Genomic DNA, 15,014 nt, shown 5'->3' with positions numbered 1-15,014 from the left:
CTCCTTAGAGCATACCTTTCGTCGATGGAACTCCTGTAACCTTTGGATCATTGCTTACCGCAATCCGCAGCGCATGTCCCAAGGCCTTGAAAATCGCCTCAATCTTATGATGGGTATTCGTGCCATAAAGGATTTTCACATGGAGGGTAATGCCCGCATGCACAGCAAAAGCCCGTAGGAATTCCTCCACCAATTCCGTATCAAAACCGCCTACCATGGGCGCCATTTCTCCCCCATCATAAACTAGGAACGGCCGTCCGCTGATATCCAGCGTAACAAAGGCCAAAGCCTCATCCATAGGCAGATAGAATGTGCCATAACGGCAGATGCCCTTTTTATCGCCGATGGCTTCTTTAAAGGCATCGCCCAAGGCAATGCCAATATCTTCCACACTATGATGGCCGTCTACTTCCAAATCGCCATCACAGCGCAACTCCAAATCCAACAGGCCATGAGCTGTCATGAGATTCAGCATATGGTCAAAGAAGCCGATACCGGAATCAATCATGGATTTGCCCGTACCATCGAGATGCAGGGTCAGGGCAATCTTTGTTTCGGCGGTTTCTCTTTTAATGGAAGCTTCTCTATTCATGCCCGTCCCTCCACAAAGGCTTTCATTTCATTATACCAGGCATCATTTTCTTCTCTTAACCCCATGGAAATACGCAGGCAGTTTTCGAGCCGCGGTGCTTTGCCGAAGCTGCGCAGGCCGATGCCTTTTTCTTCCATATATTTATTCAGTTCTTCTGCCTTGGCATATTTAATCAGGATAAAATTGGTTTCCGAAGGATAAACCGTTACACCGGGCAATTTATCCAATAAAGTCATCATACGTTTACGTTCCGCAATCATCATCTGGATGCGGGGCACATATTCATGACGCATCTGATAGACAATATCGGCTGTTACCAAAGATAAAACATTCATATGATAAGGCATATAGGACTTGCCAATCATTTCGACGATTTCCTTAGCAGCCAGCATATAACCGACACGGGCCGAAGCCAGACCATAGGCTTTAGAGAAAGTCCGCGCCACAATCATATTGGGATATTTGGCCAGTAATCCCATAGCCGTCTGACCATAGAATTCCATATAAGCTTCATCTACGAGAAAAGCGCAGTTGCTATGGATATTGGCAGCAATATACTCGATATCTGCCAGGCTATAACCATTGCCAGTGGGATTATTGGGATTGCAGATAACGGCTAAACCTGCCTTTTCCTCGTTGACCACCTGGACGAATTTTTCCTTGTCCAGCGAATAATCCTCATTCAATTCCACGGCAATTCCCTGGGCCTGAGCGGCTTTGGCATAGATGCCATACATGGAAAATGAGGGCACAGGATAGACTATTTTTTTCGCCTTGGTACCGCCAAAGCAGTAAAAGAGTTTTTCAATGATTTCACTGGAACCATTGCCCAGCAAAACATTCTCCTTCTGCAGATTGTGATTGTCCGCAATCTGCTCGCAAAGATAGTCGTATTCCTCGTTGGGATAGCGGTTGAAGGCCACCCGTGAAAGACGGCCCATGACTCTGTCCTCGACCATGGGCGGCAGATTCATATTGCATTCATTGGCGTTGACTTTGATTTTCCAGTCCCGCTCCACCACATCATAAGATGGCATATCCTTCAAACCTGTACGGTATTTCAACATCATTTATTCCTCCTCAAACGAATGGCATTGGCATGCGCCTGCAGCCCTTCCGATTCTGCCAGCCGGATGATATCATCGCTGACTGCAGAGAGTGCCGGCTGGGTATAAGAAATCAGGCTCGTGCGCTTCATGAAGGTTTCCACGTTCAATACGCTGTAATAGCGGGCCGTCCCCCCCGTGGGCAGTACGTGGTTAGGCCCGGCAAAATAGTCGCCCAGTGGTTCCGGGGAATAAGCGCCCAGGAACACGGCCCCGGCATGGCGCACATAAGGCAGCAATTGGAAGGGTTCTTTGGTCAGCAGTTCCAGATGCTCCGGTGCAGACGTATTGGCAAAGCGCAAAGCCTGCTGCATATCCTCGGCAATGACAATCAGACCGTTCCTGTCCAAAGAAGCCCGGGCGATTTCCTGCCGGGGCAGTTTCTGCAGCTGGTTTTCGGCCTCGATGGCCACCTTGCGGGCCAGTGTCTCGCTATCGGTAATCACGATGCTGGAGGCCAACGGATCATGTTCGGCCTGGCTCAGCATATCTGCCGCCGTATAGACAGGATCAGCACTTTCATCAGCCACGATGAGGATTTCGCTTGGACCTGCCAGCATGTCGATATCCACATGGCCGTAGACTTCCTTCTTGGCCAATGTCACGAAGATATTGCCGGGGCCGGTAATCTTGTCCACCCGGGGGATGGTTTCCGTGCCAAAGGCCAGCGCGGCGATGGCCTGAGCACCGCCAATCTTATAGATTTTCTTGACGCCGGCCAATTTAGCAGCCACGAGTACATAGGGATTGATGGCACCGTTCTTCGGCGGCACCATCATGATGATTTCGCCTACACCAGCCACGGCCGCAGGCATAGCATTCATGATGACGGAAGATGGGTAGGCTGCCGTACCGCCAGGCACATAGATGCCCACCCTATCCAGAGGAATCAGGGACTGCCCCAAAATGGAGCCCTGCTCCCGGTAAGTCATCCAGGAATTAGGCTTCTGCTCCTCATGGTAGCGGCGCACATTCTCTGCCGCCCGCTTCAAGGACTCCACAACTTCAGGGTCTGCCTGTTTTTCAGCGGCGGCAAATTCTTCCTCCGTTACCAGCAAATCCTTGATATCACATTCCACTTTGTCGATGAGCTTGGTGTAACGCAGAACGGCCTTGTCGCCTTCAAAACGCACATCCCGCACAATCTGGGCTACCAGTTCTGCTGCCGTCATATCCTTGCCAAAAGTCTTCTTATTGGCCTCCCGGATTTTCGGACTCAGTTCCACTTCATCAAAGGCAGGTTTCTGCAACATTTTATTGATGGCTGCCTCGCCTAATTCACTTGCTTTGACTATCTTCATTTTGCCGCCTCCGCTTCTAAGACCTTCCGCAATTCTTCCACCAACGTATGAATCCGGTCAAACTTCAATTTGAAGCTTACCCGATTGGCAATGAGCCTTGCAGTGGCTTCCTGAATGGAGACGATTTCCTCCAAGTCATTTTCCCGCAAGGTGGTGCCGGTCTCCACAATGTCCACGATGCTCTCGGAAAGGCCCACGATAGGCCCAAGCTCGATGGAGCCATTAAGCTTGATGTACTCCATCTGCATGCCCTGCTGACGGAAGAACTTTTCCGCCAGATGAGGGAATTTCGTGGCCACTCGGGTATGGTTGTAATCCATGAGTCTGGGCCGCTTCTCAGCCTTGGGCACCGCCATCATCAGATGACAGCGGCCAAAGCCCATATCTAGGAGTTCATAGACATCTTTTTCCGCTTCCAGCAATACATCCTTGCCGATGACGCCGATATCTGCCGCCCCATATTCCACATAAGTCGGTACATCAGCGGTCTTGGACACGATGAATTTGATTTTCTTTTCCTCATTGGTGATGATGAGTTTCCGGGATTTATCAGACAGGCCTTCGGCGGTATAGCCGATCTTGGCCAAGAGGTCTGCCGACAGGCCAAAGAGCTTCCCCTTGGGCAGGGCAATCGTAAGATACTCCATTTCAGACTTCATACACGAGCCTCCAATTCTATCATTTCATTGACCAATCAGATCTGACCGGTCAATTGTCAAATTTCAGTTCAATTCGTCCGCCGCCCGCAACAGCTTCAGTTCCGGCGGTTCATTTTCCTTTGGCTGGGCATGATGATAGCGAATGATTTCCGCTTCCTGCACCATGCCGATATGCTGCAACTTTTCTGCGCCAATCTGTGCATGATTATAGGAAATATACATGATATGACCCAGATAACCTGTACCATTCAACGCTAGTTTCAAGGCCAATCCAGGGAGAAAATGCTTCAACAGCACCGCCCAGACCTTGCCGAAAACATCCATATCTCCCCGCATCTTGCCCACATCATGGAGCAGGGCTGACCGCAGGAGCAGGTTCCTGTCTCCCGCTGGCTGCTTTTCCCATAAATCCAGCGCCGTACGCGCCACATTCATGGCATGATACTGGTCAGCTGGGTGCATGGCGTAAAATAGCTGCTGCGCCTTATCCGTCAAGCTCTCCTGCACCCACTTCCGATCGTCGGATGTTATCCGGGCCGTGATGGCCAGATAAAATTGCTTTATCCGCTGTATCATGAGATATACTCTAAAGCCGCATAATTTTTCTGCTGCTGGCTTTCCTGCGCGGCCTTTTCCGTCTGGCTGCTGACTGCCAGTTCCACAGATTTGCCCTGCGCACGCAAAGCTGCCGCCCGCTCAATCGCTGCGGTTTCCTTGCCAGCTGCATAACCCACATATACATCACGGGGCAGGCTATGCATGGGCAGTTTCTGCCGCTCAATGGCCAGCAAGATGCGCTCAATGCCCAAAGCAAAGCCCGTAGCCGGACAAGCCGTGCCAAAATCTGCCAACAGATGGTCATAGCGGCCGCCACCACAGAGAGGATAGCCCAGCCCCGGCGCATAGACTTCAAAGACCATGCCCGTATAATAGCTGAAATCCCGGATGATGCCCAGGTCAAAACGCACGTATTTTTCCACTTTATAAGCCTTGAGCAGGCGGTAGATTTCTGCCAGATTGTCCAAAGCCCGACGGCTCTGCTCGTTGAGCGCCAAATCATAGGCTTCTTTCAGCAGTTCTTCCCCGCCATTCAGCAGCGGCAGTTTCTTCAGGACACGCTTGGCATTTTCTGGCAGATTCAGGGCGTCCACCAGTTGATTGAGCTCCACCAGATTACGACGTTCCATAGCTGCCTTCAGTTCATCCTGTGCCTGCTGAGCGAGGCGATATTGATTGAGGATGCCTGTGAGGAATTCCACCTGCCCAAGGCACACAGTGAATTCCGTAAGACCGGAACGCAAGAGTCCCGTAACGGCCAGAGCCACTACTTCCGCATCGGTGGCAGGGCTGCCCGGGCCCATGAGCTCCACCCCTGCCTGATAGAATTCACACTGGCGTCCCGCCTGTGCCTGTTCATAGCGGAATACGCTGCTGACATAGGAGAGCTTCAATGGAAGCGGGCTGTCCTGCAGACGGGTGCTGACCAGCCGGGCAATGGGCGTAGTCATTTCATGGCGCAGAGCCAATGTCTGATTTGACTTGTCAAAAAGCTTGAACAGATGGTCGCCGATATTCTTGCCGCCGCCCAACCCAAGCGTATCCAGATACTCGATGGACGGGGTGACCACTTCTTCATATCCCCACTGGGCGAAGAGCTCTGCCAGACGGGTTTCCACCACCCGTTTCCCTGCTGCCTCTGCGGGCAGGAAGTCCCTTGTTCCATAAGGGATTTTCAGTAAACTGCAATCTTTTTCCATGAACACTACTCCCCTCAACTATTCTCCAAAATGATACAATCAGTCAGCCTTGTCTGCCGGTATCCTGTCCAACACGATCTTATAGCCATCCGCCCCGTAGTTCAGGCAGCGCTTTACCCGACTGATGGTAGCGGTGCTGGCACCGGTACGGGCCACGATATCATCATAGATATGCCCCCCTTGCAGCATCCGGGCCACTTCCAGCCGCTGGGACAGCGCCTTCAGTTCACTGACCGTGCAGATATCCTCAAAGAACTGATAGCATTCCTCCAAAGTCTCCAAGGATAAAATGGCTTTAAAGAGCATGTCGTTCTGCGCATCACGCAGTTTAGGATTAACCACTTGTCTCTCCTCCTCACTGTACTTTTTATCTTTAATCCTTTAGTTTGTGAAATTATGTCACTCATTATAGCATAATCGTAAACAAAAAAAAAGCCCTGGAAATATTTTTTCACTTTCCAAAGCTTTTTGTTTCATGATGTATTATTCAAAAATACATTTATCCTTTTTGCTATGGAGTGACTGTCTCATTTTCCATGACCGGCTTTTTCTGCACATCCCTCTTCTTAGCGGGGATACAAATATTCAACGTCAGGCAATCCTCACTCTGTCTGTGATGTTTCAGGAACGAGCCCTCATAATCGACTTGGATTGCTGATGCACCTAAATATCCTGCCTCAAATACCCCATCAGATTCAGGCAGCGGCTCCGGGGCTTTCCAGCGAAGATTCCTGCTTCATTTTGCCCTTATGACGTCATATGGTTTTCCAGAAAGGCAAATACCCGCTGAAAGTATTCCTGTGGATCAGTATTTTTAGCATCAGCATGACCTGCTCCTGCCACAATGAATTTCTCTTTAACAGGGGCTGCCGACGCTGCATATAGCTTTTCCATCATGTCAAAGGGCACCAATTTATCGGCGTCACCATGGATAAACAGCATAGGTACTTCAGTATGAACAACACTGCGCAAGGGTGCTGCATTCGAAATTGCGGCTCCTGTTTTCGCGCGGCTGACAATATCCACACAGTTCATCACAGGAAATTCCGGCAGCCCAAATAATTTGTCAAGCTGCACCGTAAACATATCGTAAGCACTGGTATAGCCACAATCTTCAACAGCAGCTACTACGTTTTGCGGATGCTTTGCCGTAGTCATCATTACCGTGGCTGCTCCCATGGATATCCCATGCAACACGATCTGCGCATTTTCGTCCTTCCGGGCGATTTCCTTTGCCCAAAGGGTAATATCATCACTTTCCTTTACCCCCATGGTAAGGTATTTTCCCTCACTCAGTCCGGCAGCACGCAAATCTGGTGTAAGGACATGATAGCCTTGCCTTATGTACTCAGCAGCATAATCCCAGACAAAACTCTGATTGCGCCCGTATCCATGTACCAAGATAACCCAACGCTTGCTGGGTTTCTCTGGAGAAAAATGCGTTGCCACCAGTTTTATGCCATCCTGAGACATGATTGTCCATTGTTCATTTTCAGCATAAGGTTTGTCCGGAGAATCCAATCCCCGCTCCACAATTTCCACCGCCGCTTCCGGTATCGCGGTAGGATCTTCCTGATCACTCCGAAGCAAGGCGTAGTCCACAAACCCACTGCCAATCCAATATCCTGCTCCTGCCAGTAATAACAGGAATACCATACATAAGACACAAACTGACATTCTGCACGAATCGATTTTTAACATAACCTTATATCCCCTAACTTGTTCTGACTCATGATTTCCCTTGCAGCTTGCTGACATAGCTGCGTTTTTCAGCAGGAATTTTATCCCAGACGATTTCATTGACAGCAATATGCTTTTTGATTCCCCATGCTGCGGCAATCCCTGCCGCTTCACCGATGCTCATACAAGTGGGCTGGATACGCATGGAGGCTTGCAGGATAAAACTGGCACTGATGCAGCGCCCTGCCACGATGAGGTTTTCGATTTCTTCCGTCACCAAGGAGCCATAGGGAATCTCATAGAAGCCTCCCTTGGGAAGTTTCTCCGAAACCTTTTCCCCGTGGGCATCGATAAACCAGGCAGTACGGCATACGGCATCAGGGAAACGGCTCTGGTTATGATAATCATCTTCCACCAGATAATGCTTCCCGCGGATACGCCAAGACTCCCTGGCTCCCAGCATAGCTGCCTCGCGGCTGATGAATGCCTTCTCAAAGCCAGGCAGGTGACGGATGAGATAAGCGGCAATATTGTGCATCATCCGTCGTCCGTAGGCTACGGCTTTGCTATAAGAAATGGGGTCCGTAGCCGAGAATTTCACGGGAATCTCTGGACAATTCATGCTCATGACCCCATTCTTGCCGATAATGGTATAGGCTTGCATGTACTCCGCCTCTTCCTGGGTGATCTCTCCAGACGCCACTCCCTTGTCCATCAATTCCTCCAGTTTATAGCGCTGTTTGCGGTGCATGGCCTCAGCTATCTCAAAATAGGGTGGCTTGGACTTGCACCAATCTTCTTTCAACTCCACTGCCACATGCTGATAGAGTCGGTCGATATCAATACCGCCCATTTCAAAACGGAAAGAAAGGGGCTGGTTGTTACCAGTCTTTTCATACCCCCGCTCGAAAGGAACACCTGCGGAGCGGGAAAGATAGGCATCCCCTGTACAGTCAATAAAGATCCTGGCCTGAATGGCCGCCAGGCCAGCAATGGTCTGGACAATGCAGGCCGTAAGCTTGCGTCCCTCCACCACCGTATCCATCACTACCGTCTGAAAAAGAACATCCACACCAGCTTCAGCACACATCTCATCATAAATGAACGTCAGTGTCTCTGGATTGTGCCAGGTCTGCTGCGTCACGCCGTCAAATGGCTCAATGCCATGCTTGCGCAGGCGTTCCTTGACTTCCGCCACATATGGCGTGTCGCTGTCCGGTGCATGAGTATCCATGAAAGGATAGACACATCCCAATACCGCCAGACCGCCCAGAGCCACGCCCCGCTCAATCAGCACGGTCCTTGCTCCGTTACGAGCCGCCATGATAGCCGCCGCAGTTCCCGAAGGGCCTCCGCCCGTCACGCACACATCCACGGCGAACAACACGGGAATCTCCTTGCCGGCATAGGTCATAGTACTGCCAGACTTGCGGGAGGCCTCCACGGTAACTGCCCCGCCAATAGTGCCCTCTGCCAAAGCCCCCACGGTGGCCATGCCTGCCATTTTCATAAAATCTCGGCGCGATATCGGAATCAAAAAAGATTTTTCCATTTCTTCATTCCCCTCCAGCCAAAAAAGAGAAGCCATTGTATCCCTATATCAAATTTTAATTCTACAAAAATAAATCCAATTCCTGCTCATTCCTCAGTTACCTGATTTTACTCTCTTAAAGTAACCCCACAAACGAAAAAGGACTGCAACAAGACAGCCCTTTTTATGTGATATGAATCAATGTCCCTTCATTCTATTTCGCATGGGAATCCTGCTCTGCACTGCGAATGTCCTCGGACATATCTTTGGCAAGGTTCATTTTGTGGAAATCCTTGTCATCATGCAGGATCAGGGAAAACTTGTCCGTCTGGTCAAGCTGCACTTTTCCATTTTTCACGGCCAGTTCCAGAATATGCCCGCCGTGCTTCCGGTCATCGGAAATGAAATGGAAGTGCCAGCCTTTCGAATTCAGTTCCCCCATATAGTTTGGGCAGTAAAGCCCCACCAAAGTTCCTTTGATATTCTTCTTCGTGAACTCCGTCTGCTTGTCCTTCAAGGCCTCAACCAGCGTGGGATATGGTTTCTGGCTCCCGTATTCACTGCGATACAGGATGTAGGGGAATTCCGTATGCAGCTTCACGACATAAAAACTGTTTTCCCCATGCTTCTTCACGGCCTGGTTCAGCACGTTCTCAAAAGCGGCCTTATCCGCGATATTGGATAATTTTATGGCGACATCCTTATCAAAAAAAGTCACATTGGCAAACGGAATGATTTCCTTATCATCAGCCACAACCACTCTGCCATCGCCTAGCGCCTGATAGACCGTGCCATCCAGCACGATCATCTCCCCGTTCAGCCCTTCAAAAGTGCCGATACCAATATCGCCCAGAGCACGCAGGTCTTTTACTGTGACTGTTCCGCCAAAATATCCCTGCGCCAGAGATTGCAGCAAGGCCACCTGCGAAAGGTTTTCCCTGTCAGCAGTTGCTGCATATCCGGTGCTGCCAATCAGCAGGCCCGCAAGGATTGAAGCAACGATTTTCTTGGTCCGATACATTTCCCAACACTCCTTTTCATCTTATCCTTTCCTGGCAACTATATATTCCTCAAACGTCACTCCCCTGCGGCAGATTTCCTTGGCTACATCTTTCCCTACATAACGGAAATGCCATGGTTCGTAACTGTAACCGGTAATGTTTTCCTGCCCCTGTGGATAACGCAGTATGAATCCATAATCAGCCAACAAAGGGTGTATCCTGGCAAAGATATCTTTTTGGGCTATCATCTCGTCGTTATCATCGATAACCTTACCATCCACTACCAGACAAATATCCACCGCCAGCCCGGTATGATGCTCAGAATAACCGGGGACAGCCACATACTTTTTAACATAATCCTCTCCATATTTTTCGGTAAATTCCTTCACGATCTCCTGCTGCCGGGCTACGCTCCGATAAATGGAATCCATCTCAATCTGAATGCCCTGCTTCAACAGAGCCTCACGCAACTGGACAAAATGGGCATATGTGTCGCGCTCAACCTGGAATTCGCGCCCCATGGAATTCTTCGCCGTTACCAAAGGTACCTTGGCTTCATAATCAGCGGGAAGTTTGTGCATCTTATTCACCAAGACAAGATAATCTATGCCACTTGCCTGTCCGTCCTCCGCCGCCCAAACATGGTTTGTGCCCAATACCGGCAAATATGTCGGCATGATTGGTGTCAGCATACACGCAGTGACCATGGCCATAAGGATTTTTTTACTTTTGAGCATTTCGTCCTCCTCATCTGGTTCTATTATTTTCCTTAGATTACTTCGCCATGTTTGCCATCATTTCCTGCTTCCAAACAAAAGCCAAGGCGTGAACTTCCTTGTACCAAATAATTTCATTTTCTATGATTTCCAGATCATTCCCCCAAAGCACCATTTTTATCTCTAGATAATGGATTATACTTTGATAGTCTTATACGAATCATACGACTTCCTTAGCAAGCACATTTGTTGAATGATACATTTTGTTTTTTCACTTCTGCGAATAACGTTTCAATATTCTTCTTACTGCCGCAAGGTATGATCGGCCAAATAGATTCAAATGGTTCAGTAAATGATACAGATTGTATAAATCCCGCCGGCCAGCATATCCCGACTCTTTGGGAATTATCTCATGATAGGCATCATAAAACTCTGGCGAGAACCCGCCAAACAATTCCGTCATAGCAAGATCTACCTCATGATGGCCTATGTAAACAGCTGGATCGATAAGCATCGGCCTGCCGTTTTGATCTGGCATTACGTTTCCACTCCATAAATCGCCATGGACAAGGGATGGAAATTCTGGTTCCGCAAGGTATTTATCCAGATTATCCAGCAGATCCCGACACATTTGCCTGTCATCTTTTTCAAAATACCCATCAGCTAATTTCATTTGTGCAGCCAGTCTTGACGTTCTGAAGAAGTCAATCCAACTGTCTGTCCTGATATTTTTCTGTCTTGTCTGCCCTATGTAGTTATCCACCTTAAAACCAAATCTGCTATCATCATCTATATCTGTCATTTTCTCCACTGGAGCACGATGTACCTGCGCCAGCATATAGCCTAAATCTTCCCAATACGTTTTTTTCGGACGGGAACTTCTCACATAATCCAACAGCAAATAAGACAGGTTACCCTTCGTTTTTCCATAGGCAATAACCGATGGCGTAACAGCTCCAGCCTTACACAAAGCCTCCAGTCCTGTCTTTTCAGCCTCAAAGAAATCTTCTTCTGCATAGGCATTTATCTTTATAAACAGATTTTCCCCATTACTCAGACGAAGATGATAAGCATCATTTATATCTCCACCAGAAATTTCTGTTCTTTCCGCTATATATACTTCTTCACCATATATCTGCAAAATTGCATCTGCCAGTTCCATATGCAACAGCCTCATCTCTTTTTATTTTATTGCCATCATACAGCAAAATCATGCAAATTTTCGTTCGTACGTAAAAAGCGGCAGGTGTAACTTCTGCCGCCTTCTTTTCAACAAGCAATATCTGCCTCTGTATCTATGATTTTCACTCTGAATATATATATTCAAAACGATATTTTTGCCTGGTTTGCGGATATTTCTGATGATCCACTTCGCTCATGAACATATCCAGCGGACGGCAGTATACACCATAAGAGCCATATAAAGCCTGGTAAACACAATAGATTTCCCGCGTCTCCGTATGAATGACCGGACAAGCTATAATCTTGTATTCATTCTCCTTAAAATGATGCCATACTTCATCCGCGCTCGGTATTGCCCTGTGATATTTCGCATTTAACAGTTCTCGCTGCTTCTGCACTTCTTTTGTCTCTTCCATAACGGTTACTCCAGTTGTCCTTTCATTGCTGTCATGATCAGTGTTTCCAGCTTGGCCATATAGTTATCATTATCAATCAGTCTTTTCCTGGATATTTGTCTCACGCTTTTTCTCTTCTCCACCTATGACATACCAGTTCCATGCCATCCGCTCTAGCCAGGATTCCATAAGAAAATCCGACATCATCTGTCACCTCTCTGCCGAACCAGTCTGGTGGCACAAAAGATTTGGCATCTTCTACCGTGGGAAATTCAACCTCTACATAGTTAAAACCTGCTAAATGACCGTCATGCACATGCAGTTCTGCGATGGATCCGTCTTCCAGCTTTATATGGTATCGACGCTTTTCAATCATTTTGGTTCCTGGCTGAAGCCTTGCCGCCAAATTTTCATACTCCTGCCGGGAAATATCGGTTTCCCATTCTTCCCGGATCAGGCCGGCTCCTCGCTTGACCGTCAGCACAAAATGACCGTTTCCTATTTTTCGTATGCGGATTTCCGGCTCCAGGGCCACATATCCTTGCTGTAATTCCTCATAATCATCCAACAAAACCGGTAATTTGGCCACTAAGAATTGACGCTCAATCTCCATTACCGCACCTTCAAATCCAAAGCAACTTTATCGGTTTCCCATGGAGATATCACCGTATAGGGAATCTTCCATTTCTCCAGAACAGCCACTATCTGCTCATCTTTTTCCTTAGCCTGCGCCAGATTCGTTTCCTTACGGCCGTCAATGCTTATGAACTCATCATTGCGCCGCAACAGATAATTATGATTCTCATAGCGGTTGAACTCCTGCATAACCAGGGCATCAAAAGCTTCGCTTGGCTCTCTGTTGTAAATGATATTCAGGGGCAACGGCGAATCACAGACCGCATACTCTACGCCGTATTTTGCCAAAGTCTTTGTCCTATGTGCCTGCTCTGCAAAAAGATACAACTGATCTTCCACTATTTCTGTGGCATTCTGATACCATAGCCACTTGGCATATTCGCCTACCAGTTCTGTCTTATACCCCTTGCGTTTAAGCTTTGAAAATACATCTGCCGCAATAGTGCTCTTGCCAATTCCTGCGCCACCAAAAAAATTTAATACCTTCAACTTGATTCCTCACAATGCACGAAAGGCAACGCCTATAAGACGCTGCCCCTATTTATAGTCCTCTTTGTAAGATTGTACCATGCGATATCGGTAAAATCAAGATTTCTCCTGTACCCGCCACAATGAACGGTGATCTCTTATATACCTGCTGGCCAGCCCAAGCAAAACCACCAGCAGACTTACGCCCAGGCCTACAAAAATCGGCGATACCTCCGTATGAAGCAGCCCTGCCCCTATCGCAGCCCCTAACGAAAGAATCATAGACGCCAGTGCCCATTCAGGTGACAGCGCTTTTGGCTTGAAGATAGCCAACGTCAGAGGAATAAAGATGCCACAGCCTCTAAGTGCCATGGATAAATAATTCCAAAACAAAATCTGAGAATCCCTATTGGCCATGGCAATGACTATAGCAGCAAGGATTGCGCCTACTACAGACAGCCTCATCAGCGTAAGCTTATTCTTATCCGACCTCACCTGCAGCAGCGGTTCCAATATATCCCTTGCCACCATCGTACCTACGCCCAATGATAAGCCAGCAATCGAACCGATAACCCCCAGGACAATACCGCCCAGCGCCATACCTCCCACTAATGGAGACGCATGATGGAGCAGATAGGCCGGCAAGGCCAGCATGGCAGGCAGTTCCGGATGAGCAGCCTGCATATAGATTCCCATCATAGCGCAAGGCACGCCAATAGGAATTGCTGCCATTGCAGCCAGGATAAGACCCACAGCAGCTGTTCTGGGAGTTGCCGCAGAGAAAATTGCCTGTATATATGTTTGCGTGCAGATCATGCCCACAATTACGGAGGCCAGATTATTCAGTATGGCCCCCGTACTGATTCCCCAAATGCTGAAAAATCCTGCAGGCTTATCTTCCAGTATGGATGGTGTTTCCATAATTCCCTGCCAGGCAGCATAACCCAGAGCAAATAACGTGACAAAGAGAATCAGCATCTTCAGGATACCTCCCACAGAAGCTGTTTTCATGCCGCCAAAAAATGCATAGAGAACAATCAGAAGCAGCAATATTCCCGCCGACAACCAGTAGGAACAGCCGGTCAACGCTGCCAGGATGCCTATCCCTGGCAAGGTACTGGCCACGGCACTAAACAGTATTCCCAAGGACGTTGCAAAACTCGTGAACCGCCCCGCCCCCTTGCCATAATTTTCCACCAGATACTGCGAAATGGTTTCCAACCCTGTGTATCTAAGGGGCCGGGCATAAATAAGCCCCATGATCAGCAGAGATGATCCCACACCGATGGTAAACCATACTGCAGACAGCCCAACAGAACTAGCCAACTGTGCTGTCCCTATGGTTGCTCCGCCACCAATACAGGTTCCAGCAATGCTGCCGGCAATCATGGGAATACCTGCTGACCTGCCGCCAAGGCTGAAGCCCTCTGCCGAATGTACCGACCTGGCTGCATACAGACCTCCTGCCAAAACAAAACCTATTGTCATGGCCATAATGACCAAATGGGCCAATGAAAAATCCAACCGAATACGCTTCCTTCCTATAAGCAAAATATCACAAGCATCCAGCTTATTGTAGCACCTGTCATTATTGCCAGCAATGCTTCATGCTGATATTTCATTGCTCCCTAATCCCCTACACGCTATAATATAACTTGATTTCGTGTGAACGTACCCCCGCCTATAGAGGCGGGAGCTTCCTGCTTCAACGAGAACAGCACTGCATACTCCGAAGAGTTGCGGCGACTTATACTCTCTCCACAGGCGTAGATTCCCGTGCGACCCACGGTATTTTATGAGTTACGTCAGGCAGATATCCGCCTAGCTTCTTCTCGAATGTTTATTGCGGCGTTCTTGTCACGGTTATGGTGACTACCACACTTAGGGCAATCCCACTCCCGCACTGATAAGTCTCTGGTTTCATTATTTTGGTAGCCGCAAACATGGCACAACTGGCTGCTGGGATACCATTTGTCTATCTTGACAAGCT

The 15,014-nt window shown here is 48.6% G+C and carries 17 protein-coding genes and 1 pseudogene; all 18 read right to left on the bottom strand.

What is annotated here, in order from left to right; genetic code table 11:
- Positions 1-4: 4 nt before the first annotated feature.
- Positions 5-592, bottom strand: a complete 588-nt coding sequence (hisB, locus tag BUB68_RS13130; protein WP_073092270.1) for an imidazoleglycerol-phosphate dehydratase HisB — start codon at positions 590-592, stop codon at positions 5-7.
- Positions 589-1,659 (bottom strand): histidinol-phosphate transaminase, encoded by a 1,071-nt coding sequence (hisC, locus tag BUB68_RS13125; protein ID WP_073092267.1) that lies wholly within the window; start codon positions 1,657-1,659, stop codon positions 589-591. The genes hisB and hisC overlap by 4 nt, the downstream gene beginning before the upstream one ends.
- On the bottom strand, positions 1,659-2,999 hold the full coding sequence (gene hisD, locus BUB68_RS13120) for a histidinol dehydrogenase (RefSeq protein WP_073092265.1): 1,341 nt from the start codon (positions 2,997-2,999) through the stop codon (positions 1,659-1,661). Before hisD ends, hisC begins: the two co-directional genes overlap by 1 nt.
- Positions 2,996-3,658, bottom strand: coding sequence for an ATP phosphoribosyltransferase (hisG, locus tag BUB68_RS13115; protein ID WP_073092261.1), 663 nt, complete (start codon positions 3,656-3,658; stop codon positions 2,996-2,998). The genes hisD and hisG overlap by 4 nt, the downstream gene beginning before the upstream one ends.
- Positions 3,659-3,721: 63 nt before the next feature.
- Entirely contained in the window at positions 3,722-4,234 is a 513-nt protein-coding gene (locus BUB68_RS13110) for an HD domain-containing protein (RefSeq protein ID WP_073092259.1), read from the bottom strand.
- The gene (hisZ, locus tag BUB68_RS13105; RefSeq protein WP_073092256.1) at positions 4,231-5,415 is read right to left on the bottom strand and encodes an ATP phosphoribosyltransferase regulatory subunit; all 1,185 of its coding nucleotides are present in this window, start codon (positions 5,413-5,415) and stop codon (positions 4,231-4,233) included. The genes BUB68_RS13110 and hisZ overlap by 4 nt, the downstream gene beginning before the upstream one ends.
- Positions 5,416-5,454: 39 nt before the next feature.
- Complete coding sequence (locus tag BUB68_RS13100) at positions 5,455-5,757, bottom strand: YerC/YecD family TrpR-related protein (RefSeq protein ID WP_073092254.1); 303 nt, start codon at positions 5,755-5,757, stop codon at positions 5,455-5,457.
- Between the two features lie 169 nt (positions 5,758-5,926).
- Positions 5,927-6,133: pseudogene (locus BUB68_RS13095) on the bottom strand (carboxylesterase family protein); the annotation flags it as partial.
- 29 nt (positions 6,134-6,162) lie between these two features.
- On the bottom strand, positions 6,163-7,071 hold the full coding sequence (locus BUB68_RS13090) for an alpha/beta hydrolase (protein WP_256625956.1): 909 nt from the start codon (positions 7,069-7,071) through the stop codon (positions 6,163-6,165).
- 73 nt (positions 7,072-7,144) lie between these two features.
- Positions 7,145-8,647: an FAD-dependent oxidoreductase gene (locus tag BUB68_RS13085; RefSeq protein WP_178139536.1), complete on the bottom strand. Its 1,503-nt coding sequence runs from the start codon at positions 8,645-8,647 to the stop codon at positions 7,145-7,147.
- Positions 8,648-8,840: 193 nt separating this feature from the next.
- Positions 8,841-9,647, bottom strand: coding sequence for an acetolactate decarboxylase (gene budA, locus BUB68_RS13080; RefSeq protein WP_073092249.1), 807 nt, complete (start codon positions 9,645-9,647; stop codon positions 8,841-8,843).
- A gap of 21 nt (positions 9,648-9,668) precedes the next feature.
- The gene (locus BUB68_RS13075) at positions 9,669-10,364 is read right to left on the bottom strand and encodes a M15 family metallopeptidase (protein ID WP_073092247.1); all 696 of its coding nucleotides are present in this window, start codon (positions 10,362-10,364) and stop codon (positions 9,669-9,671) included.
- 250 nt (positions 10,365-10,614) lie between these two features.
- Positions 10,615-11,505 carry a fructosamine kinase family protein gene (locus tag BUB68_RS13070; RefSeq protein ID WP_073092244.1) on the bottom strand — a complete coding sequence of 297 codons (891 nt, stop codon included), beginning with the start codon at positions 11,503-11,505 and terminating at the stop codon, positions 10,615-10,617.
- Positions 11,506-11,647: 142 nt separating this feature from the next.
- Positions 11,648-11,941, bottom strand: a complete 294-nt coding sequence (locus BUB68_RS13065; protein ID WP_073092241.1) for a DUF1653 domain-containing protein — start codon at positions 11,939-11,941, stop codon at positions 11,648-11,650.
- A gap of 100 nt (positions 11,942-12,041) precedes the next feature.
- Positions 12,042-12,533 carry a CYTH domain-containing protein gene (locus tag BUB68_RS13060; RefSeq protein WP_073092239.1) on the bottom strand — a complete coding sequence of 164 codons (492 nt, stop codon included), beginning with the start codon at positions 12,531-12,533 and terminating at the stop codon, positions 12,042-12,044.
- Entirely contained in the window at positions 12,533-13,045 is a 513-nt protein-coding gene (locus tag BUB68_RS13055; protein ID WP_073092236.1) for an AAA family ATPase, read from the bottom strand. The genes BUB68_RS13060 and BUB68_RS13055 overlap by 1 nt, the downstream gene beginning before the upstream one ends.
- A 96-nt stretch (positions 13,046-13,141) precedes the next feature.
- Complete coding sequence (locus BUB68_RS13050) at positions 13,142-14,548, bottom strand: sodium:solute symporter family protein (protein WP_073092234.1); 1,407 nt, start codon at positions 14,546-14,548, stop codon at positions 13,142-13,144.
- A 281-nt stretch (positions 14,549-14,829) separates the two neighbouring features.
- Positions 14,830-15,014 (bottom strand): zinc ribbon domain-containing protein (locus BUB68_RS13045; protein ID WP_143188173.1); only part of this gene is annotated, 185 nt, incomplete at its 5' end.

Origin of the sequence: Pseudoselenomonas ruminantium, from assembly GCF_900142515.1 — a bacterium.
In the GTDB taxonomy this organism is placed as follows: domain Bacteria; phylum Bacillota; class Negativicutes; order Selenomonadales; family Selenomonadaceae; genus Selenomonas_A; species Selenomonas_A ruminantium_D.
Note: the sequence above shows the minus strand (reverse complement) of the source record. Positions and strands in the feature narration are given on the sequence as shown.

Excerpts from the sequence above, each read along its gene's own strand:
- budA (WP_073092249.1), bottom strand. The coding sequence starts at position 9,647 with ATGTATCGGACCAAGAAAATCGTTGCTTCAATCCTTGCGGGCCTGCTG.
- hisG (WP_073092261.1), bottom strand. The coding sequence starts at position 3,658 with ATGAAGTCTGAAATGGAGTATCTTACGATTGCCCTGCCCAAGGGGAAG.
- BUB68_RS13070 (WP_073092244.1), bottom strand. The coding sequence starts at position 11,505 with ATGGAACTGGCAGATGCAATTTTGCAGATATATGGTGAAGAAGTATAT.
- BUB68_RS13060 (WP_073092239.1), bottom strand. The coding sequence starts at position 12,533 with ATGGAGATTGAGCGTCAATTCTTAGTGGCCAAATTACCGGTTTTGTTG.
- BUB68_RS13065 (WP_073092241.1), bottom strand. The coding sequence starts at position 11,941 with ATGGAAGAGACAAAAGAAGTGCAGAAGCAGCGAGAACTGTTAAATGCG.
- BUB68_RS13075 (WP_073092247.1), bottom strand. The coding sequence starts at position 10,364 with ATGCTCAAAAGTAAAAAAATCCTTATGGCCATGGTCACTGCGTGTATG.
- hisB (WP_073092270.1), bottom strand. The coding sequence starts at position 592 with ATGAATAGAGAAGCTTCCATTAAAAGAGAAACCGCCGAAACAAAGATT.
- hisC (WP_073092267.1), bottom strand. The coding sequence starts at position 1,659 with ATGTTGAAATACCGTACAGGTTTGAAGGATATGCCATCTTATGATGTG.
- BUB68_RS13090 (WP_256625956.1), bottom strand. The coding sequence starts at position 7,071 with ATGGTATTCCTGTTATTACTGGCAGGAGCAGGATATTGGATTGGCAGT.
- BUB68_RS13110 (WP_073092259.1), bottom strand. The coding sequence starts at position 4,234 with ATGATACAGCGGATAAAGCAATTTTATCTGGCCATCACGGCCCGGATA.
- hisZ (WP_073092256.1), bottom strand. The coding sequence starts at position 5,415 with ATGGAAAAAGATTGCAGTTTACTGAAAATCCCTTATGGAACAAGGGAC.
- BUB68_RS13085 (WP_178139536.1), bottom strand. The coding sequence starts at position 8,647 with ATGGAAAAATCTTTTTTGATTCCGATATCGCGCCGAGATTTTATGAAA.
- hisD (WP_073092265.1), bottom strand. The coding sequence starts at position 2,999 with ATGAAGATAGTCAAAGCAAGTGAATTAGGCGAGGCAGCCATCAATAAA.